This is a genomic window from Frateuria sp., assembly GCF_035695185.1.
Taxonomy (GTDB): Bacteria; Pseudomonadota; Gammaproteobacteria; order Xanthomonadales; family Rhodanobacteraceae; genus Frateuria_A.
The window spans coordinates 12310-32029 of the sequence record NZ_DASSES010000219.1 but is presented as its reverse complement, the minus strand read 5'-3'; the positions used below and the strand labels follow the sequence as shown (position 1 = coordinate 32029).

17 protein-coding genes and 1 riboswitch are annotated in these 19720 nt (G+C 68.9%); of the genes, 15 read left to right on the top strand and 2 right to left on the bottom strand.

All coding sequences use genetic code 11. The features are described 5' to 3' along the window. The first annotated feature begins 105 nt into the window (after positions 1-105). From glyA to ribD, 3 genes are all read left to right on the top strand, one after another. Positions 106-1359: a serine hydroxymethyltransferase gene (glyA, locus tag VFH59_RS18165; RefSeq protein WP_325166337.1), complete on the top strand. Its 1254-nt coding sequence runs from the start codon at positions 106-108 to the stop codon at positions 1357-1359. A gap of 10 nt (positions 1360-1369) precedes the next feature. Further along, positions 1370-1882, top strand: coding sequence for a transcriptional regulator NrdR (nrdR, locus tag VFH59_RS18160; RefSeq protein ID WP_325166336.1), 513 nt, complete (start codon positions 1370-1372; stop codon positions 1880-1882). 66 nt (positions 1883-1948) lie between these two features. After that, on the top strand, positions 1949-3094 hold the full coding sequence (gene ribD, locus VFH59_RS18155) for a bifunctional diaminohydroxyphosphoribosylaminopyrimidine deaminase/5-amino-6-(5-phosphoribosylamino)uracil reductase RibD (protein WP_325166335.1): 1146 nt from the start codon (positions 1949-1951) through the stop codon (positions 3092-3094). Positions 3095-3122: 28 nt separating this feature from the next. On the opposite strand, the gene VFH59_RS18150 is transcribed toward ribD, so the two are convergent. Next, complete coding sequence (locus VFH59_RS18150) at positions 3123-3986, bottom strand: N-acyl homoserine lactonase family protein (protein WP_325166334.1); 864 nt, start codon at positions 3984-3986, stop codon at positions 3123-3125. Between the two features lie 12 nt (positions 3987-3998). After that, positions 3999-5009: an NAD(P)-dependent alcohol dehydrogenase gene (locus tag VFH59_RS18145; RefSeq protein WP_325166333.1), complete on the bottom strand. Its 1011-nt coding sequence runs from the start codon at positions 5007-5009 to the stop codon at positions 3999-4001. 90 nt (positions 5010-5099) lie between these two features. Here VFH59_RS18145 and VFH59_RS18140 point away from each other — a divergent pair, with 90 nt between their 5' ends. The 12 genes from VFH59_RS18140 to VFH59_RS18085 all read left to right on the top strand — a co-directional run bounded on the left by VFH59_RS18140 (position 5100) and on the right by VFH59_RS18085 (position 19626). After that, a complete protein-coding gene (locus VFH59_RS18140) occupies positions 5100-6023 on the top strand; it encodes a LysR family transcriptional regulator (RefSeq protein WP_325166331.1) in 924 nt (307 codons plus the stop codon). A gap of 33 nt (positions 6024-6056) precedes the next feature. Next, positions 6057-6225, top strand: a riboswitch (FMN riboswitch). Between the two features lie 129 nt (positions 6226-6354). Continuing rightward, the gene (locus VFH59_RS18135; protein WP_325166330.1) at positions 6355-6996 is read left to right on the top strand and encodes a riboflavin synthase; all 642 of its coding nucleotides are present in this window, start codon (positions 6355-6357) and stop codon (positions 6994-6996) included. 126 nt (positions 6997-7122) lie between these two features. Then, the gene (gene ribB / locus VFH59_RS18130) at positions 7123-8214 is read left to right on the top strand and encodes a 3,4-dihydroxy-2-butanone-4-phosphate synthase (RefSeq protein WP_325166329.1); all 1092 of its coding nucleotides are present in this window, start codon (positions 7123-7125) and stop codon (positions 8212-8214) included. A 158-nt stretch (positions 8215-8372) separates the two neighbouring features. Further along, on the top strand, positions 8373-9326 hold the full coding sequence (locus VFH59_RS18125; RefSeq protein WP_325166328.1) for an LD-carboxypeptidase: 954 nt from the start codon (positions 8373-8375) through the stop codon (positions 9324-9326). Between the two features lie 140 nt (positions 9327-9466). Then, a complete protein-coding gene (gene ribE, locus VFH59_RS18120) occupies positions 9467-9928 on the top strand; it encodes a 6,7-dimethyl-8-ribityllumazine synthase (RefSeq protein ID WP_325166326.1) in 462 nt (153 codons plus the stop codon). Next, positions 9928-10374, top strand: a complete 447-nt coding sequence (gene nusB / locus VFH59_RS18115; protein WP_325166325.1) for a transcription antitermination factor NusB — start codon at positions 9928-9930, stop codon at positions 10372-10374. The genes ribE and nusB overlap by 1 nt, the downstream gene beginning before the upstream one ends. A 144-nt stretch (positions 10375-10518) precedes the next feature. After that, entirely contained in the window at positions 10519-11481 is a 963-nt protein-coding gene (thiL, locus tag VFH59_RS18110; RefSeq protein ID WP_325166381.1) for a thiamine-phosphate kinase, read from the top strand. A 40-nt stretch (positions 11482-11521) separates the two neighbouring features. Further along, complete coding sequence (locus VFH59_RS18105) at positions 11522-12028, top strand: phosphatidylglycerophosphatase A (RefSeq protein ID WP_325166324.1); 507 nt, start codon at positions 11522-11524, stop codon at positions 12026-12028. Between the two features lie 196 nt (positions 12029-12224). Continuing rightward, positions 12225-16037 carry a hypothetical protein gene (locus tag VFH59_RS18100; RefSeq protein ID WP_325166323.1) on the top strand — a complete coding sequence of 1271 codons (3813 nt, stop codon included), beginning with the start codon at positions 12225-12227 and terminating at the stop codon, positions 16035-16037. 94 nt (positions 16038-16131) lie between these two features. Further along, entirely contained in the window at positions 16132-17100 is a 969-nt protein-coding gene (locus VFH59_RS18095; RefSeq protein WP_325166322.1) for an aldo/keto reductase, read from the top strand. Positions 17101-17504: 404 nt separating this feature from the next. Then, positions 17505-18776 carry an efflux RND transporter periplasmic adaptor subunit gene (locus tag VFH59_RS18090; RefSeq protein ID WP_325166321.1) on the top strand — a complete coding sequence of 424 codons (1272 nt, stop codon included), beginning with the start codon at positions 17505-17507 and terminating at the stop codon, positions 18774-18776. 136 nt (positions 18777-18912) lie between these two features. Beyond that, positions 18913-19626: an ABC transporter ATP-binding protein gene (locus VFH59_RS18085; protein ID WP_325166320.1), complete on the top strand. Its 714-nt coding sequence runs from the start codon at positions 18913-18915 to the stop codon at positions 19624-19626. Positions 19627-19720 lie beyond the last annotated feature (94 nt).

Below are 19720 nucleotides of genomic sequence, written 5' to 3'. Positions count from 1 at the left end.
ACGGTACGGTGTACGTGATCTGCGCGCAAGTGGCCGCGGTGGCTGTGAATGCCCACGAGGGCTACACTTTTCGGCTCATCCCCGCACCCGACACCGAGGCGACGCATGTTCCCGAAGGATTGCACGATCGAAGGCTTCGACCCCGAGCTGGCCAAGGCCATCGCCGACGAAGCGCGCCGCCAGGAGGACCACGTCGAGCTGATCGCCTCGGAGAACTACGCCAGCCCGCGCGTGATGGAGGCGCAGGGCTCGGTGCTGACCAACAAGTACGCCGAGGGCTACCCGGGCAAGCGCTACTACGGTGGCTGTGAGTACGTGGACGTGGCCGAGCGCCTGGCCATCGAGCGCGTCAAGCAGCTGTTCGGCGCCACCTACGCCAACGTGCAGCCGCATTCGGGTTCGCAGGCCAACCAGGCGGTGTACCTGGCGCTGCTCTCGCCCGGCGACACCATCCTGGGCATGTCGCTCGCCCACGGCGGCCACCTGACCCACGGCGCCAAGGTCAACATCTCCGGCAAGCTGTTCAATGCCGTGCAGTACGGCGTGGATGACAAGGGCCTGATCGACTACGACGAAGTCCAGCGCCTGGCCAGCGAGCACAAGCCGAAGATGCTGGTCGGCGGTTTCTCGGCCTACTCGCAGGTGGTCGACTGGAAGCGCATGCGCGAGATCGCCGATTCGGTCGGCGCGATCTTCTTCGTCGACATGGCCCACGTGGCTGGCCTGGTCGCCGCCGGCGTGTATCCGAACCCGCTGCCGCACGCGCACGTGGTCACCTCGACCACCCACAAGACCCTGCGCGGCCCGCGCGGCGGCATCATCGTGGCCAAGGATCCGGGCGAGGAAATCGAGAAGAAGCTGCAGTCGATCGTCTTCCCGGGCATCCAGGGCGGCCCGCTGATGCACGTGATCGCCGCCAAGGCGGTGGCGTTCAAGGAGGCGCTGGAGCCGGGCTTCAAGACCTACCAGGCGCAGGTGGTCAAGAACGCGCAGGCGATGGCGAAGACCATCATCGAGCGCGGCTACAAGATCGTGTCGGGCGGCACCGAGAACCACCTGATGCTGGTCGACATGATCGGCAAGGGCGTCACCGGCAAGGACGCGGAGGCCGCACTGGGCAAGGCGCACATCACGGTCAACAAGAACGCCGTGCCGAACGACCCGCAGAAGCCCTTCGTCACCTCGGGCCTGCGCGTGGGCACCCCGGCCGTGACCACCCGCGGCTACAAGGAAGCCGACTGCGTGGAGCTGGCCAACTGGCTGTGCGACGTGCTCGACGCGCCGGGCGACGAGGCGGTGATCGCCAGGGTGCGCGAGAAGGTCGAGGCGCAGTGCAGGAAGTTCCCGGTCTACGGCTGATCGTTCCCGGATGCATTGCCCTTTCTGCCAGCACGAAGACACCCGCGTGATCGATTCGCGGCTGACCGAGGACGGCGCCACCGTGCGCCGTCGTCGCGAGTGCCCGCAGTGCGGCGAGCGCTTCAACACGTTCGAGACGGCGGAGCTCAAGCTGCCGGCGATCGTCAAGAGCGGCCAGCGGCGCGAGGCGTTCGACGAGCGCAAGCTGCGAACGAGCTTCGAGCGGGCGCTGCAGAAGCGGCCGGTCGCCAGCCACGACGTCGACCAGGCCGTGCGCGAAATCGTCAACGACCTGCGCCGCAGCGGCGAGCGCGAAGTGCCCTCGCGCCAGGTCGGCGAACTGGTGATGCGCGAGCTGAAGAAGCTCGACCAGGTGGCGTATGTGCGTTTCGCCTCGGTCTACCGCAAGTTCGAGGACGTGCAGGCCTTCCGCGAGGAGATCGAAAAGCTCGAGCGGGACCTGCCGGGCCTGGATGGGCTGCAACTGCCGCTGCTGGGCGGCAGCAAACGGCCCGGCAAATAATCGCGGGCCCTTCGCGCCGGTGGACTGTGCCCTCCCGGCGACCCTTCCGCCATGGACACTCCGGGCATGACCGACGCGTTCTCCAGCATCGACCACCTGCACATGGCGCATGCCCTGCGCCTGGCCGAACGCGGGCTCCATTCCACCCAGCCGAACCCGCGCGTGGGTTGCGTGATCGCGCACGGTGAGCGGGTGGTCGGCAGCGGCTGGCACCGGCGCGCGGGCGAACCGCACGCGGAGGTGTTCGCGCTGCGCGAGGCGGGGTCGGCGGCCCGGGGCGCCACCGCCTACGTGACTCTGGAGCCCTGCGCCCATCACGGCCGCACGCCGCCGTGCGCCGATGCGCTGGTCGCCGCCGGTGTCGCGCGCGTGGTGATCGCGGCGGAGGACCCGTTTCCGCAGGTGGCGGGACAGGGTATCGAGCGGCTGCGCGCGGCCGGCATCGCGGTGCAGGACGGGCTGCTGCGCGAGCCCGCGCGGGAACTCAACATCGGCTTCTTCAGCCGCATCGAGCGCGGCCGCCCTTGGGTCCGGGTGAAGCTGGCGATGAGCATCGACGGACGCACCGCGCTGGCCCATGGCGAGTCGAAGTGGATCACCGGCGAGGCCGCGCGGGCCGACGTGCAGTACTGGCGCGCACGCAGCTCGGCCATCCTCACCGGCAGCGGCACCGTGCTCGCCGACGATCCCCGCCTGACGGCACGCCTGCCGGCACGGGAAGACGCCGACGGCCGCGCCGGCCCCGGCGAAGGGGACGGCGGGTCCGTGCGCCCGCGGGCACCGCTGCGGGTCATCCTTGACCGGCAGTTGCGTACGCCCGCCGGCAGCCACGTGCTCGACGCCTCGGCGCCGACCCTGCTCCTCCATGCACCCGCCGCGACCGTGCCGGCGCACCTGGCGGCGTGCGAGCGCGCCACGGTCCCGGAACGGGACGGGCGCCTGGACCTGCACCTCGCCCTGGCCGAGCTGGCCCGGCGCGAGATCAACGAGCTGCACGTCGAGGCCGGCCCCACGCTTTGTGGCGCCCTGTTCGCCGAGGGCCTGGCGGACGAGCTGTTGCTGTACGTCGCACCGGTGCTGCTCGGCGGCACGGCGCGGCCGCTGCTGCAGTTGCCACCGCTGGCATCGATGGCCGAGCGCTGGAATCTGCGCGTGCTGGACCAGCGGATGGTGGGGCAGGATTTGCGCCTGCAGCTGCGGCCGGCGGCCTGACCGGCGGCTGCCACCGCGGCAGGCCGGATCAGTGCAGGTAGGCGGGAAAGCGCGGTAGCGCCGCCACGTCGCGCGGATCGTGCGGAATCACCACCCTGGCGTGGGTGCGCGCCGCGATGGCCTCGAAGCGCCGCATGGAGGCCAGCGTCTGCGCGCGGTCCACGTTGATGCGCGGGACGCGGCGGAACCGGCGGTTGGCCCGGCTGTGATAGAGGTCGCCCGCCAGCAGCACGGTGCCGGCATGCGGCAGGCGCAACTCCAGCACCTGGTGGCCGGGCGTATGGCCGGGCATCAGCAGGATGCGCACGCTGCCGTCTCCAAAGACATTCATGTCACCGTCGATGATGCGCTTGCGTGCCGTCTTCCAGGCGCTGACGGGGGCCAGGCTCTCGAACGGCGGGGGCGCGCGGCCGGTGGCGGCGGCCAGCTCCCTGCGCTGCAGGATCCAGGTGGCGTGGCCGAACAGGTTGGCGTTGCCGGTGTGGTCCTCGTGCCAGTGCGAGAACGCGAGGAAGTCGATGTCCGCAGGGGCCAGGCCCAACTGCCGGAGCTGGTCGACCAGCCGGTGCGGCACGGTGGCGCGGATGCCCGGCGAGAGTTCCTTGCCCTGCGGGCTGGCGGCGATGGCGTCGCCCAGGCCGGTATCCCACAGCAGGTCGCCTTTCGGGTGGCGGATCAGGAAGCAGGGCACCGCCATCGCGCCCGACTTGCCGTCCGAGGCCCCGCTGTCGTCGAACATGCGCAGGTCGGTCAGCGTGAGATGGCCGCAGTCGAGGACGTACAGGCGGATCTCCGGCGCGGCATCGCCAGCGCGCGCGAGCGTGGCGAGGGCCAGCAGCAGCGTCGGCAGCAAGCCGCGCGCGACGCGGCGCAGGACAGATGGATTTCGCATGGCGGCGCGTCCTCAGCGGGCGAAATCGATCGCGAGCTTGCCGAAATGGCGACCCGCGGCCAGATGCTCGAACGCCTCGCGCAGCTGCGCGAAGCCGAAGACGCGATCGATCACCGGCTCCAGCCGGGTGGCTTCGATCGCCGCGACCATCCGCTCGTGCGCCTCCAGCGGCGCGACCGAGATGCCCTGCACGCGCACGCGCTTGAGCACCACCTGGGACACGGGCAGTGTCGCGTCCATCCCGCCGATCCAGCCGAGCACGGCGATGAAGCCGTGCATGCGTACGGCCTCCAGCGATTGCGCCAGGGTGGCCGCGCCGATCGTCTCGATCACCGCATCCACGCCCGTGCCGCCGGTCGCCTCGCGAATCAGCGCGCCCCACTGCGGGTGCGTCGAATAGTTGATGCCGATATCGGCGCCCAGCGCCTTGGCGCGCGCCAGCTTGTCGTCGCTGGACGACAGCACGATCGCCCGCGCGCCGCGCAGTTTCGCGAATTGCAACGCGAACAGCGATACGCCGCCCGTGCCGAGCAGCAGCACGGTCTGGCCGGTGGTGATGCGGGCCTCCTCCAGCGCCTGCCAGGCGGTGAGTGCGGCGATCGGCAGCGTGGCCGCCTGCAGGCTGTCCAGGTGGTCCGGTGCGCGCGCCAGCGAATACTGGTCGAAGCAGGCCAGCTCGCGCATCACGCCCGGATACGGGGCGCCGATTTCCGCGCCCTCCCATTCCGGCCGCATGGCGCCGGCGATCCAGCGCGACTTGTAGAACGTGGTGACGCGGTCGCCCGGCTTGAAGCGGGTCACCGCCTCGCCGACCTCCAGCACCGTGCCGGCGCCGTCGGACACCGGCACGATCGGCAGCTGCACACCGCGATACAGCTGTCCGCTGACCAGCATGTAGTCGCGGAAGTTGAGCGAGGCCGCCTCCATGCGGACCAGCACTTCGCCCGGGCCGGGGCGCGGGGCGGGGAGGTCGACCTGCTGCAGGTGGTCCAGATCGTAGGCGGAAAGCTCGATGGCACGCATGGCGTGGCTCCGTGGGAGAGGTGGCAGCTATGGTCGGGCCACCGCGCGATGGTGATAATCCACACGAATGGACGAACTTCTATTCACCCTATGAATCAATCGTTCGAACTCTCGCCGGCCCGGTTGCGCGAGCTGCGGGCCTTCGCGGCCGCCGCGCGGCGGCTCAATTTCTCCCGCGCCGCACACGAGGTCGGCTGCACGCCCTCGGTGCTCAGCCGGCGCATCGCGGCGCTGGAAGAGGCGGTCGGGCAGCGCCTGTTCCTGCGCACCACGCGGCGCATGGCGCTGACCGCGCGGGGCGAGCTGCTGCTGGCCCAATGGCAGCGCATGGAAGCGGCGATGGTCGATATGGCCACGGACCTGCGGCCTGCCGACGGCGCGCTCGCCGGACGGCTCTGCGTGCACCTGCCCTCCAATTACGGCCGCTACCGGGTCGCGCCGCTGCTGGCCAGCTTCATGCGCGCGCATCCCGGCGTGCGCATCGAGGCGGTCTACGACGACGGCTACGTGGACATGGTGGCGGGCCGGGTGGACCTGGCCATCCGCGTGGGCCGGCTCGCGGACGCCCAGCTGGTCGCGCGCCGCGTCGGCACGATGCGCATCTTTCCCTGCGCAACGCCCGACTACCTCGCCTCGGCCCCGGCACTGCGCGATCCGGCGGACCTGCGCGCGCACCGCTGCATCGCCTTCAGCGGCTACCGTACCGGCACACTGTGGCCGTTCGGCCAGGGCCGCCGCCGGCGTTCGGTGCGGATCGACCCGGTGCTGAGCTGCAACGATGCCCAGGCCATCCGCGACGCCGTGCTGGCCGGCGTTGGCATTGGCCTGCAGGGCGACTACATGGCCGACGCGCTGGTGGCCGCGGGGCAGCTGGTGGAGGTGCTGGCCGAGTGGCAGCTGCCCGCCATGCCGATTCATCTGTTGTGGCTGCCGGGGGCGGATCGTACGCCGGCGGTGCGACGCCTGATCGACCACCTGGCCGAAGCGCTGGCCGAGGCCCGGGCCGGCGCGTGATGCTAGACTTGCGCGGCCGGGTCTCCCGGCAATCGACGTCTTCAGGGCGGGGCGAAATTCCCCACCGGCGGTAGGTTCCGCAAGGAACGAGCCCGCGAGCGCTTCCGCTTCCCGGCGGGAGGTCAGCAGATCCGGTCTGATGCCGGAGCCGACGGTTGGATGCGAAACGGCATCCTCACAGTCCGGATGAAAGAAGACGGTCGCATGCGTGGCCCCGCGCCGCGCGTCGGCCTCATGCCTTGGGGCGTTCTCGCTTGCATCCTTGCGGAGAACGTTTCATGTCCCATCCTGCTTTTCCAATGCGCGCGGCCTCCCGCCGGGAGGTGCGCTGATGTTCACCGGCATCATCCAGACCGTGGGCTCCATCGCGCGGCTCGAACCGCGCGGCGGCGACGTGCGCCTGCACGTCGACACCGCGAACCTCGACCTGGCCGACGTACAGCTGGGCGATTCGATCGCCGTGTCCGGCGTGTGCCTCACCGCCATCGTGCTTGGCGAGCGCGGCTTCGCCGCCGATGTCTCCAACGAGACGCTGTCACTGACCACGCTGGGCCAGCTCAAGGCCGGCGATCCGGTGAATCTGGAAAAGGCGCTACGCCTGGCCGACCGGCTGGGCGGGCACCTGGTGTCCGGCCACGTCGACGGCGTCGGCAAGGTGGTCGCGGTGACGCCCGATGCGCGCTCGCAGCGCTGGACCTTCGAGGTGCCGGAAGCCCTTGCGCGCTACATCGCCGCCAAGGGCTCGATCTGCATCGACGGCACCAGCCTCACGGTCAACGAGGTGGCCGGCACGCGCTTTGGCGTGAACCTGATCCCGCACACGGTCGAGCACACCGCGTTCCACGCCCGCCGACCGGGCGATGCGGTGAACATCGAGGTGGACGTGATCGCGCGCTACGTCGAACGGCTGATCGGCAGCGGCCAGGCGCCCCGGCTGGACGAGGCCTTCCTCAAGCAGCACGGCTTCGCCTGACCTTCCACTCCTCCCCCTGCCAGGCAGGGGGAGATTGGGTGGGGGCTCTGGTCGGGATCAGAGCAAACCCCTCCCCGGCCCTCCCCTGCAAGCAGGGGAGGGAGACATTCACTCCAAGGTAGACCCATGCCTTTCAACACCATCCCCGAGATCCTCGAAGACCTCCGCGCCGGCCGCATGGTCGTGATCCTCGACGACGAGGACCGCGAGAACGAGGGCGACATCGTCATGGCCGCGCAGATGGTGCGGCCGGAGGACGTCAACTTCATGGTGCGCGAGGCGCGCGGCCTGCTGTGCCTGACCCTCACCGAGCAGCGCACGCGCCAGCTCGGCCTCAAGCCCATGGTCAGCGACAACACCTCGCCCTACCACACCAACTTCACCGTCTCGATCGAGGCGGCCGAGGGCGTGACCACCGGCATCTCGGCGCACGACCGCGCGCGCACGATCCAGGTGGCGGTCAAGTCCGATGCCCGGCCGCAGGATCTCTCGCAACCGGGCCACATTTTTCCGCTCACCGCGCAGCCGGGCGGCGTGCTCACCCGCGCCGGCCACACCGAGGCCGGCTGCGACCTGGCCGCGCTGGCCGGGCTGGAGCCGGCCGCCGTGCTGATCGAGATCCTGCACGAGGACGGCTCGATGGCACGCCGGCCGGAGCTGGAATTGTTCGCGCAGAAGCACGGCCTGAAGATCGGCACCATCGCCGACCTGATCCGCTACCGGCTGGAAACCGAGAAGACCATCCAGCGCGTGCACGAGGAGGACGTCGAGACCGAGTTCGGCCCGTTCCGCCTGGTCGCCTGGCACGATGCCATCCGCCACGGCCTGCATTACGCGCTGGTGCGCGGCACGGTCGACGATGGGACACCGGTACTGACCCGCGTGCACGTGCGCAACACGCTGTCGGATGTGCTTCACCTGACCCGCGAGGATCTGGGCCTGACCGTCACCAGTGCGCTGCGCCGCATTGCCGACGAAGGCCGCGGCGTGCTGCTGGTGCTCTCCGGCGAAGACACCGCCGACGCCTTGCTGGCGCGGCTCAAGCGCCAGCCGGTCGCGCTGGCGCCGGAGGATGCGCAGCAGCAGGAATGGCGCCAGCTCGGCCTGGGTGCGCAGATCCTCACCGACCTGGGTGTCCACAAGCTGTGCGTGATGGGAACGCCGCGCAGGCTGGTAGGCCTGGCGGGGTTCGACCTGGAAGTGGTCGGGTACGTGTGACGCGGGCGGTCCTTCGACTTCGGCCCTTCGGGCCTACGCTCAGGGCGAACGGCAAAGAGGACACCGTTCGCCCTGAGCGCGCGCCGCAGGCGGAGTCGGAGGGCCACCCGGGACCCACATGCCTTAGGATGACCCGCACTCCATTGCCATCAAGCCCCATGGCCCACGCCCGCATCCGCCTGATCGCCCCTTCCGGCTACGCCCACGACCCCGCCGCCATGGCGCGCGGCGTGGCGCGCCTGCGCGAAGCCGGCTGCACGGTCGAGGGCGTGGACGTGCTTGAACGCGCGCAACTGCGCTTCGCCGGCACCGATGCCGAACGTGCGGCCGATATCAACACACTCGCCACTCTCGACGATCTGCCGGACATCGCCCTGGTCACCCGCGGCGGCTACGGCGCCGCGCGCCTGCTCGGTCAACTCGATTACGGCGCCCTGCGCGAGCGCCTGGCCGGCTCCAGTCTCGCGCTGGTCGGCCACAGCGACTTCACCGCGCTGCAGCTGGCGTTGTACGCGCAGAGCCGCGTGCGCAGCTTCGCCGGCCCCTTGCTGGCGGACCTGGGCGCCGAGCCGTTCCCGACATTCACCTGGGAATGCTTCTGGCGCACGCTCGCCACGGAAGGCTCCGAGGCCACCTGGTCCCACGCCGGCGACGGCGAGGTGGACGTGCAGGGCATGCTGTGGGGCGGCAACCTGGCGGTGCTGTGCAGCCTGCTGGGCACGCCCTACTTTCCGGCCATCGAGGGCGGCATCCTGTTCGTCGAGGACCTGGGCGAGCCACCGTTCCGCATCGAGCGGCTGTTCTACCAGCTCAAGCTGGCCGGCGTGCTCGCGAGGCAGCGGGCATTGGTCGTTGGAGATTTCCACGCCTGCCGGCCGGGGCCGCGCGACAACGGCTACGACCTGGACGAGACGTTCGGCCAGTTGGCACGGATCGCCGGCATCCCGGTGATCCATGGCCTGCCGCACGGGCATGCCGCGCGGCAGCTCACCCTGCCGTTCGGCGGCCAGGCGCGGCTGCGCGCCAGCGGCGGCGAGGCGCGGCTGGAATACACCGGCTACCCCCATTTCGGCTCCTTCCCCCGCTTGCAGGGGGAGGCTGGGAGGAAGTAGCTCCCGCAGCGCGCAAAGAGCATCCCACCCCAACCCTCCCCAGGCAGTGAGGGCAGGGAGCACGGTTCTGGGCAGCCTTGCCGCCAAACCCGTAAAATACCCGGCCCCGCAAGGGCTTCCCGTCTGTCCAAGGATCCGCAATGAAGACCATCGAAGGCGACTTCGCCACGCCCACGGGCCGCTTCGCCATCGTCGCCGGCCGCTTCAACGGCTTCGTCGTCGAGCCGCTGGTGGCCGGTGCGCGCGATGCGCTGGTGCGCCACGGCGTGAAGGACGACGCGATCGACCTGGTCCGCGTGCCGGGCGCGTGGGAAATCGCGCTGGCCGCACACAAGCTCGCCAACTCGGGCAGCTATGCCGCAGTGATCGCGCTGGGCGCGGTGATCCGCGGTTCCACCCCGCATTTCGACTATGTCGCCGGCGAGTGCGCCAAGGGGCTGGCGCAGGCCGCCTACGCTTCGGGCGTACCGGTGGCGTTCGGCGTGCTCACCACCGACAGCATCGAACAGGCGATCGAGCGGGCCGGTACCAAGGCGGGCAACAAGGGCGCCGACGCGGCGCTCGCCGCGCTGGAAATGGCCAACCTGTACGGGAAGCTGTGATGAGCGCTCCGCAGGGCATCGACCTGGCCGCGCGTTCGCGCGCCCGCCGCCGCGCACTGCAGGCGCTCTACGCCTGGCAGCTGTCGGGCAGCCACATGAAGGCGGTGATCGACCAGTTCCGCCACGAGCAGGACATGGAAGTGGCCGACCAGGAGTACTTCGAGGATCTCCTGCACGGTGTCGAGCAGCACGTGGACGAGCTGGACACCGCGCTCAAGCCCTACGTCGACCGCGAAGTGGCGCAGATCGATCCGATCGAGCGCGCCGCACTGCGGCTGGCCGCGTACGAGCTGAAGTACCGTCTCGACGTGCCCTACCGCGTGGTGATCAACGAGGCGATCGAAGTGACCAAGCGCTTCGGCGCCGACCACGGGCACAGCTACGTCAACGGCGTGCTGGACAAGCTCGCCGGCGACCTGCGCGCGGCGGAGAAGGGCGCACGCTAGCTCCCGTCTCGTCCGGGCGGCGACCGCCGACCTGCATCTGACGGTAAGCGTCGTGCGCGAGCCGGGTCGGGACGTCGCGCCGAGGCTTGCAATCGCGTGCGTGCGGATGCTCTGCTTGCGCGTTCCGACCCCGACGGCCACGCCATGGAATTCCGCCTGATCGACCGCATCCGCGAACGCACCGCGCTGGCGCGCGAGGACGTGCGGCTGGGCATCGGTGACGACGCCGCCGTGCTCGCGGTGCCGCCGGGCCAGCACCTGGCGGTGGCGATCGATACGCTGGTGGAGGGCGTGCACTTCCCGCACGGCACCTCACCGCGCGACATCGGCTGGAAGGCGCTGGCGGTGAACCTGTCCGACCTCGCCGCGATGGGTGCGACGCCGGCCTGGGCACTGCTCGCGCTGACCTTGCCACGGGCCGATCCAGCCTACGTCGACGATCTGGCCGAGGGCTTCGCGCAGCTGGCGCGCGAGCACGGCGTGGCGCTGGTCGGCGGCGATACCACGCATGGTCCGCTCTGCCTGAGCGTCGCCGTGCATGGTTTCGTGCCGCCGGGGCAGGCGCTGGACCGCGGCGGCGCACGCGTGGGCGATGTGGTGTTCGTCACCGGCTCGCTCGGCGGCGCGGCCGGCGGCCTGCGGCTGGTACAGGGCAAGGTGCCGTTCGATCCGGCGGACGAGTCGCATCGCGCATTGCGCACGCGGCTGGATCGCCCCACGCCACGGGTGCGTACGGGCATGGCGCTGCGCGGGCACGCCAATGCCTGCATCGATGTTTCCGACGGCCTGCTCGCCGACCTGGGCCACGTCTGCGCCGCCAGCGGCGTTGGCGCCGAACTGGACCTCGATGCCCTGCCGCTTTCGCCCGCGCTTCGGGGGGTGTTCGGCAACGCCGCCGCACGCGAGCTGGCCCTCTCCGGCGGGGACGATTACGAGCTGTGCTTCACCGTGGCTCCCGCCTCGGTCGGCGCCATGCACGCGGCCCTGGCCGAGGTGGGTGGCCATGCAACCCGCATCGGCCTGATCACCGAGGGCCATGGCGTGCGGGCGATCGGTGGCGCACCGCTGGCCGGCGCGCGAAGTGGCTGGGATCATTTCCACCCCTGACAGCGCCTGCCGCCCCGGCACGCGCCACACCGGATCCGTCATGACAGACAGGAAGCACCTCACTCCCGACCAGCGCCGCCGCCTGCTGGCCTCGCCCGCCGGCTGGCTCGCCTGCGGCCTGGGCTCGGGGCTGGCACCGGTGGCCCAGGGCACCGCCGGTTCGCTGGCGGCGATCCTGCCCTGGCTGGCGCTGCGCCACCTCGCCCTGCCGCTTTATGCGCTGGTGCTCGCCCTGGCCTTTGCGCTTGGTGTGTGGGCCTGCAGCGTGGCCGGACGGGCGCTGGCCGTGGACGACCACCGCAGCCTGGTGTGGGACGAGTTCGTCGGCCAGTGGCTGGCCCTGTTGCCGCTGCTCCTGTGGCCGGCGCCCTGGTGGATGGTGGCGGTCGGCTTCGGCCTGTTCCGCCTGTTCGACGTGTGGAAGCCATGGCCGATCGGCTGGCTGGATCGTCACTTCAAAGGCGGCCTCGGCGTGATGGCTGACGATGTGGTCGCCGGCGCGTTCGCCGCTGCCGTGCTGGTGGCCATCCGGCTTTCGTGGCCTTGAGCCCCCGCTGCCGGGCTGGCCCTGGCTTTGCCGGAAGCTTCGCGAAGGCCTCCGCTCGCACTTCACCCGCCTTGCATGTGGATTTTCGGCGCCCCGGAGTGCAATGCCACGGCCAGAGGGGGAGGCAATCGGGCCGCCGAGGGTGATCCACCCCTGAGGCTGCCTTGCGCGTGCGGCCTGCACGGAGGGCTACCCCATGCTCAACACCCCTGCGCCCGATCCCGAGCTGGGCGAACGCATCAAGGAGGAAGAGCTCGCCTTCATCATGGGCGGTTCCCGGAAGGCCGAAGCCACCCATGGCTGTCCATCCCGGCCCATCGGGGAGGTGAAGCCGTGGGGGATCGCCCTGTCCGGTGGTGGCATACGAAGCGCAACGTTTTCGCTTGGCGTGCTGCAGGCGCTCGCCGACAGCGGGCTTCTGCGCTCCTTCCACTACCTGTCCACCATTTCCGGTGGCGGCTACGCGGGGGCCTTCCTGCAGGGACTGATCCATCGTGGTGGAGTGGACCGGGCGATGGACATCCTGGCCTCCCATGTGGGGCAGAGCTCCGACTCGCCGGGCGTGCCGCCAGACGATGACCCACCCCGGGCTGCCGGTCCGGAGAACCCCGGCGCGCCGGCTCAAGGTGCTTATTTCGTGCGGCACCTGCAGCGGCCCGTCAGGCACCTTCGTGAGTACAGCAATTACCTCAGTCCCAGGAAGGACCTGCTTTCGGGGGACACGCTGGGAATGCTGGGGACCTACCTGCGCAACGTCGTATTGATACAGATCCAGCTCTTCGCGCTGGCGTACGCGCTGAGTCTCTCCTTGCTTCTGCTGTACCAGCCGCTGCTCGTATTGGGTAGGGATTTCCGGGTGGCCTGCCTTTTCCTGGCAGGCGCCTGCGCCGTGGTCGCGGGAATCCTTTTACGGCGAATAAGTTCACCCGCCAGTTCTCCGCAGCACGCAGCCCGGCCCAAAGTGCAGGTTCCTTCCAATCCGCTGGGCGATCCCGAAGAGGAGCAGCCAACCAGGCAGGTACTCAGGCAGGCGCTGGTGATCATCTGGCTGGTGGCGGGTGCGTCCATTCTCTGTGCGCTGGGGTTGTGGGCACCGGGTCATGCGGGGCGCCCGAACGCGCACTTCAACTACGTGCTGATGGGGCTCACCAGTGCCTGCTACATGGTTGTCTGGTTGATCTGGCTCGAAAAATTCGCGCCGATCGGGAGCAACCTGCCTCTGCAGGGCGAGCAGGCTTCCCAGCGCCACCTTGCCCTCCGGTTTCTCGGTGCCACGATCGCGGCATCACTGTTGGCGGGGGTAACGGTGGCGGGCCTCCGCATGCTCGCGGTAGGTTGGTTTGCGAGCAGTTTCTGGCACGTCATCGCGTTCGGTCCCGCTTGTGTGCTGGCTGCGGTCATGGTGACCGGCGTGGTCCACGTGGGGCTGGCGGGGCCTGCCCTGACCGACCTGCAGCGGGAAATGTGGGCGCGGGTGGCCGGGAAAGCGGCGGCGGCCGTCCTCGCCTGGGCGGGGGTCCTGGCCATGATGGTTTACGTCCCCTGGCTGATGGTCGACCAGCTCGGCCGCATGCTGCACATAACCGGCTGGATCTCCGTCGGCGTCTGGCTGGCAGCGACCGGCGTGGGCGTATTGGCGGCTTACAGCCAGAAGAGCTTTGATGCCCGGGCGCGCTCGCTGGCACTGAACTGCCTGGCCAGGGCCGCACCCACCGTCTTTCTGATGGGGCTGCTGATTGCCGTCAGCTGGTCTGCCCGATCGCTCATGCAGCGGATCGTCGACACCGGATGTTGGGCCGGCCGTTTCGCGCCGTCCTGCAGCGGTCTCGATGGGCTGGCATTGCTCGCCAGGGATGGCTGGCCGCAGTTGCTGATGGCATTGGCCACCATGTTGGCGATCTGGGTCCTTTTCGGCAGCCTCGTCGACCTCAACGAGTTCAGCATGAATGCGTTCTACCGGAATCGTCTGGTGCGCTGTTACCTCGGCGCGAGCAACCCCGCGCGGGATCCCGAACCGACCACGAATTTCGACACGAGCGACGACATACTGCTGGCCGAGGTGACCGACGGCGGGCGCGACGCCGATGGAAGGCGTCCGCTATTCCCGCTCATTGGCACCACCTTGAACCTCGTCGACGCCAAGCAACTGGACTGGCAGGACAGGAAGGCCGCGTCCTTCGTATTTACCCCGAAATACAGCGGCTACGTGCCGCCTCCTTCCCATCCCGACGCCACGGCGGTCGGCGACAGGCGGTCGGGCGACAGGCGGTCAGGCGACACCCGCCTGGCGCAAACCATGATGCTTGGCAGCGCATTGGCCATCTCGGGAGCGGCGGTGAGCCCCAACATGGGGTATCACAGCTCGCCGTCGGTGACCTTGCTGCTCACCCTGTTCGATGCCCGCCTCGGTTGGTGGCTGCCCAACCCGGGATTCGACCGCTCCTCGCCCAGGAAGGCGCCGCAAATAACGTTCTATGGAAAATGGCTCGTTCGCGAAATGCTTGGCCGAACCCGCGAAGAGGATAGCTACATCTATCTGTCGGACGGCGGCCATTTCGAGAACCTCGGCATCTACGAACTCGTGCGGCGCCGGTGCGAGTTCATCCTGTGCGTCGACAGTACGGCCGATCCGGACGGCCTTTTCGCCGACCTGGGCAACGCCATCCACAAATGCCGCACGGACTTCGGCTGCGACATCGATCTGGATGTGTCGGCGCTGCGGCGCGGGGCGGACGGCCGGGCCCGGAGGCATTGCGCGCTCGGTACCGTCAGGTATGGCCGGAGCGGCACTGCAACGGAAGAGGTCGGAACCATCCTCTACATAAAGCCCAGCCTGGCAGGTGACGAAACGGCCGATGTCGCCTACTACGCGCGGGTACATCCCACGTTCCCGCACGAATCGACCGCCGATCAATACTTCGACGAGGCGCAGTTCGAGAGTTACCGCCGCCTGGGGCGTGGCATCGCCGCGACGGTTTTGGACAAGGTCATCGAGCGTGCGAAGGCAGAAAACCAGATAGACAGCGGCGCCGTCTTTGGCCTGGCGCGCTCCGGCCTGAAGGATTCTTTTCTGCGCGAACTTCGATATCAGTGGGTCGCGCCTCTCAAGGGGGTCGAAAGGCATTTCTCCAAGCACGCTCGTGCGATGGCGCTGCTGTTCGCCAAGTTGCGAAAGGAGCCGGCGTTATCGGCGCTCGATGGGCATCTGTACCCTGCGTGGGACGACATGGCGCGCACCCGTCCCAAGGCGGACCCCTCGGAGTTGGTCGCGCTTCCAGAAAACGATGAATTTCGTGCCTGCTTCTATTTCTGCCAGGAGCTCATCCGGCTGATGGAGTCGGTCTATCACGATCTCGACTTCGAAAAGGCCTGGGACCACCCGGACAACCGCGGCTGGATGAACGCCTTCAGGCAATGGAGTTGGTCGCCGGTATTCCGGATCGCCTGGGCGGTGGGCTCGCCCACTTACGGCAAGCCGTTCGTCACCTTCTGCGAACTGCGATTCGGCCTGCCGGCTCTCGATATGGAGAGAATCACCACGCTAAGGCATGTGGATCTGGATCCGGCCTGGTCCTGGGAGCACACCTGCAAGGCACTCTTGGACGAGCGCGATATCAACAGCCTCGAATACGCTGTTCTGCTTGCCGCGCCGCTGGCCGAGGCCGTGGCGGACGCGAGGCAGGGCGAAAGGCACATATTCCTGCTGCGCCTGGATTGGAGCGAGGTGATGATGCGTGCCCATTCCTCACTGAAGCAGACCACCGTCGGGGTAGCCGTCCTGGTCGACGGCAAGCTGCGCGTTCTCCGCATTCAGGACCATGTGCGCCAGATGGGCCTGGCAAGCGTCTTCATACGCAACATCACTCGCCGCAACGTTCGTTTCGATGGCGTCGAGATTCGACCGGGGGACTATGGCGAGCTGCGGCCTTACCCCGCCGAGCTGGCAACGCGGTACTCCCAGAAGCTGGACGCCATCCGCCGCCAGGCGCAATCACGCGGGCTGAGTTGAGCTTTCCGTTACGCGCACCGCCACCCGCGATGCTCATCCCCGTTTGATCCGTTTTGATGTCTACTGGACAGCTTCCCGTCTGCCGGAGACCACCATGCTCTACCGCCGCCTCGGCCGCACCGGCCTGCAACTGTCCGCACTCTCCTTTGGCGCGTGGGTGACCTTCGGCCGGCAGGTGGGACGCTCGCAGGCGCGCGAGTTGCTGGCGCTGGCGTGGGACCGGGGCGTCAACTTCTTCGACAACGCCGAGACCTACAACCAGGGCGAAGCCGAGCGGCTGATGGGCGACGTACTTGCCGACCTGCGCTTCCCGCGCGACAGCTATTGCGTGTCCAGCAAGGTGTTCTTCGGTGCGGTGGCGAACCCGAAGCCCACCCAGCGCGGGCTCTCGCGCAAGCACGTGATCGAGGCCTGCCACCAGGCGCTGGAACGGCTGCGGGTCGACCATCTCGACCTGTATTTCTGCCACCGGCCCGACCCCGACACGCCGATCGAGGAGACCGTGGCCGCCATGGATACCCTCGTGCGCCAGGGCAAGGTGCTTTACTGGGGCACCAGCGAATGGCCGGCCGAGGCAATCGAAGAGGCCCACCGCGTCGCCCGCGAGAACCACTGCTACGCGCCGGTGGCCGAGCAGCCGCAGTACAACCTGTTGCACCGCGAGCGGGTCGAGCGCGAGTACGCGCCGCTGTACGAGCGCTTCGGCATGGGCACCACGATCTGGTCGCCACTCGCCTCGGGCCTGCTGGCCGGGCGCTACAGCGAGGGCATCCCGGAGGACTCGCGGCTGGCGCAGCCGGGCTACGAGTGGCTGCGCGAGGCGGTCCTGGGCGCGGGCCGCGAGCGCGTCGAACGAGTGCGCCACCTGGCACCGATCGCGCAGGAACTCGGCGTGAGCCAGGCCCAGCTGGCGCTCGCCTGGTGCCTCGCCAATCCGCATGTATCCACCGTGTTGCTGGGAGCGAGCCGTCGCGAGCAGCTGGAACAGAACCTGGCGGCGCTGGAGCTGGTGCCCCGCATCGACGCGGCGATGAAACAGCGGATCGAACAGGCGGTGGGTTAGCGGCCACGCTCAACCCGGTTTTCGCGCAAGCCTTCAGCCCTGGCCGGGTGTTCACCGCATACAGACAGGCAGCCTCTCCCCTTTGGCGAAGGGGCTGGGGTGAGGGGCCGGAGCTCGCCACGAGCTACCGATCAAGGCCAGGCCCTACCGAGCTTCCTGCGCCTTCCGGCCTTTTTCGCAAGCCTTGAACCCTCACCCCAACCCTCTCCCCGGCGGGGAGAGGGAGCAGGGCAGCGCGGCAGTGTCCGGCCGCTTGTCCGTCTGTCCGAGCCGGTGTCCGCGGACAGCGGACACGTCGCCGCCGGCTCCGGCAAAACCCCGCAAGAACGGGGCCTGCGCGGCTCTGGCCGGACTTGGCACGGTGATTGCTCAACCAGCCACAGTCACTAGGTCAGGACAGCCCGATGATTCGCGACACTTCCGCCCAAGACCGCCTGGTCGAGGTCAAACCCAACCGCAAGCGCCAGTTGCTCTTCGTGGGCATCGGCGTGGCCGTGCTTGCCGCGCTGGCGCTGGCGCTGCCCACCGCGATGCGGCTGTTTTCCGCCGATGCCTCGGTGAGCGCCTCGCGCCTTTCTTTCGCCACCGTCGAGCGCGGTCTGTTCGTGCGCGACATCGCCGCCGAGGGCAAGGTGGTGGCGGCGGTCAGCCCCACCCTTTACGCCACCTCCGGCGGGGCAGTCACGCTCAAGGTGCACGCGGGCGATACCGTGAAGAAGGGTCAGGTGCTGGCGGTGGTCGACAGCCCGGAGCTCACCAACAAGCTGCTGCAGGAAGAGTCCAACGCCGACGCGATGGAAGTGGAATACCAGCGCGCGCAGATCGAGGCGCGCAAGCAGCGCTCGGCGCTGCAGAAGGCCTACGACAACGCACTGATCGACCAGCAGGCGGCCGAGCGCGACCTGGCCCGCAACGAGAAGGCGTTCAAGCTCGGCGCCGTCTCCGGCATGGATGTCGACCGCGCCAAGGACACCTTGCAGAAGGCCAGGCTGACCACCCAGCACGCCAAGGCGGACCTGGGGATGGACAACGACAGCCTCAACTTCGACATCAAGTCCAAGAAGCTCGCCCACGAGCGCCAGGAGCTGCTGGTCAAGGACCTCCAGCGCCAGGTCGACGACCTCAACGTGAAGTCGCCGGTGGACGGCCAGGTCGGCCAGCTGTTCATCGCCGAGCGCGCCACCGTCGCCAAGGACGCCAAGCTGGTCAGCGTGATCGACCTTTCCGCGCTGGAAGTGGAGATGCAGGTGCCGGAAAGCTTCGCGCGTGACCTGGGCATCGGCATGTCCGGCGAGATCACCGGCAACGGCCACACCTGGAAGGGCCTGGTCAGCGCGATCTCGCCCGAGGTGGTCAATGGCGAGGTGGCCGCCCGCCTGCGCTTCGAGGGCGACACGCCCAAGCAGCTGCGCCAGAACCAGCGCCTGTCCGTGCGCATCCTGCTCGACAAGCGCGACAACGTGCTGACCGTGCAGCGCGGCTCCTTCGTCGACGAGTCCGGCGGCAACTACGCCTACGTCGTGCACGAGGGCATCGCCGAGAAGAGGCCGATCCGCGTGGGCGCCAGCAGCATCGACAAGGTCGAGATCCTGGACGGCCTGAAGGAAGGCGACCGCATCGTGATCTCCGGCACCGACAACTTCAAGGATGCGGCCAAGGTCGCCATCAGCGACTGACGATTTTCTCCTCCCCTGCCTGCAGGGGAGAGCCGGGGAGGGTGCTCTTCCGCTCCGACCGGCACCCCCTCCCAACCTCCCCCTGCAGGCAGGGGGAGGGGCCGGGTACCACCACCATCACCGAAGGACACCATCCATGCTCAAGATGACCCACCTGTCCAAGGTCTACCGCACCGAAGTGGTGGAGACCTACGCCCTGCGCGACTTCAACATCGACGTGAAGGAAGGCGAGTTCGTCGCCGTCACCGGTCCGTCCGGCTCGGGCAAGACCACCTTCCTGACCATCGCCGGCCTGCTGGAGACCTTCACCGGTGGCCACTACCACCTCGACGGCATCGAGGTGAGCCAGCTCAACGACAACGCCCGCTCGAAGATCCGCAACGAGAAGATCGGCTTCATCTTCCAGGCGTTCAACCTGATCCCCGACCTCAACGTGTACGACAACGTCGAAGTGCCGCTGCGCTACCGCGGCATGAAGGCGGCCGAGCGCAAGCAGCGCATCATGGACGCGCTCGAGCGGGTGGGCCTGGCCTCGCGCGCCAAGCACTATCCGGCCGAACTCTCCGGCGGCCAGCAGCAGCGCGTGGCGATCGCCCGTGCGCTGGCCGGCACGCCGCGCCTGCTGCTGGCGGACGAGCCGACCGGCAACCTGGACACGCAGATGGCCCGCGGCGTGATGGAGCTGCTGGAGGAGATCCATCGCGAGGGCGCCACCATCGTCATGGTCACCCATGACCCGGAACTGGCCGCCCGCGCCCAGCGCAACGTGCACATCATCGACGGCCAGGTGGTCGACCTGGCCGAGGAGCCGCGCTTCCACGCGCACAACGCGCGCGTCGCCGACGCCTGATCCGCCTGAAGCCTCCCCCGGCCGGGCCGGAGGAGGTGGAGGGGGCTTGCTCTCCAGCCGTGGAAAGCCGGCAGGCGCCCCTCGCCAGTCCCTC

What these genes read in the sequence shown, in the direction of transcription:
- glyA (WP_325166337.1), top strand. Translation starts at nt 106, where the DNA reads ATGTTCCCGAAGGATTGCACGATCGAAGGCTTCGACCCCGAGCTGGCC.
- nrdR (WP_325166336.1), top strand. Translation starts at nt 1,370, where the DNA reads ATGCATTGCCCTTTCTGCCAGCACGAAGACACCCGCGTGATCGATTCG.
- ribD (WP_325166335.1), top strand. Translation starts at nt 1,949, where the DNA reads ATGACCGACGCGTTCTCCAGCATCGACCACCTGCACATGGCGCATGCC.
- VFH59_RS18150 (WP_325166334.1), bottom strand. Translation starts at nt 3,986, where the DNA reads ATGCGAAATCCATCTGTCCTGCGCCGCGTCGCGCGCGGCTTGCTGCCG.
- VFH59_RS18145 (WP_325166333.1), bottom strand. Translation starts at nt 5,009, where the DNA reads ATGCGTGCCATCGAGCTTTCCGCCTACGATCTGGACCACCTGCAGCAG.
- VFH59_RS18140 (WP_325166331.1), top strand. Translation starts at nt 5,100, where the DNA reads ATGAATCAATCGTTCGAACTCTCGCCGGCCCGGTTGCGCGAGCTGCGG.
- VFH59_RS18135 (WP_325166330.1), top strand. Translation starts at nt 6,355, where the DNA reads ATGTTCACCGGCATCATCCAGACCGTGGGCTCCATCGCGCGGCTCGAA.
- ribB (WP_325166329.1), top strand. Translation starts at nt 7,123, where the DNA reads ATGCCTTTCAACACCATCCCCGAGATCCTCGAAGACCTCCGCGCCGGC.
- VFH59_RS18125 (WP_325166328.1), top strand. Translation starts at nt 8,373, where the DNA reads ATGGCCCACGCCCGCATCCGCCTGATCGCCCCTTCCGGCTACGCCCAC.
- ribE (WP_325166326.1), top strand. Translation starts at nt 9,467, where the DNA reads ATGAAGACCATCGAAGGCGACTTCGCCACGCCCACGGGCCGCTTCGCC.
- nusB (WP_325166325.1), top strand. Translation starts at nt 9,928, where the DNA reads ATGAGCGCTCCGCAGGGCATCGACCTGGCCGCGCGTTCGCGCGCCCGC.
- thiL (WP_325166381.1), top strand. Translation starts at nt 10,519, where the DNA reads ATGGAATTCCGCCTGATCGACCGCATCCGCGAACGCACCGCGCTGGCG.
- VFH59_RS18105 (WP_325166324.1), top strand. Translation starts at nt 11,522, where the DNA reads ATGACAGACAGGAAGCACCTCACTCCCGACCAGCGCCGCCGCCTGCTG.
- VFH59_RS18100 (WP_325166323.1), top strand. Translation starts at nt 12,225, where the DNA reads ATGCTCAACACCCCTGCGCCCGATCCCGAGCTGGGCGAACGCATCAAG.
- VFH59_RS18095 (WP_325166322.1), top strand. Translation starts at nt 16,132, where the DNA reads ATGCTCTACCGCCGCCTCGGCCGCACCGGCCTGCAACTGTCCGCACTC.
- VFH59_RS18090 (WP_325166321.1), top strand. Translation starts at nt 17,505, where the DNA reads ATGATTCGCGACACTTCCGCCCAAGACCGCCTGGTCGAGGTCAAACCC.
- VFH59_RS18085 (WP_325166320.1), top strand. Translation starts at nt 18,913, where the DNA reads ATGCTCAAGATGACCCACCTGTCCAAGGTCTACCGCACCGAAGTGGTG.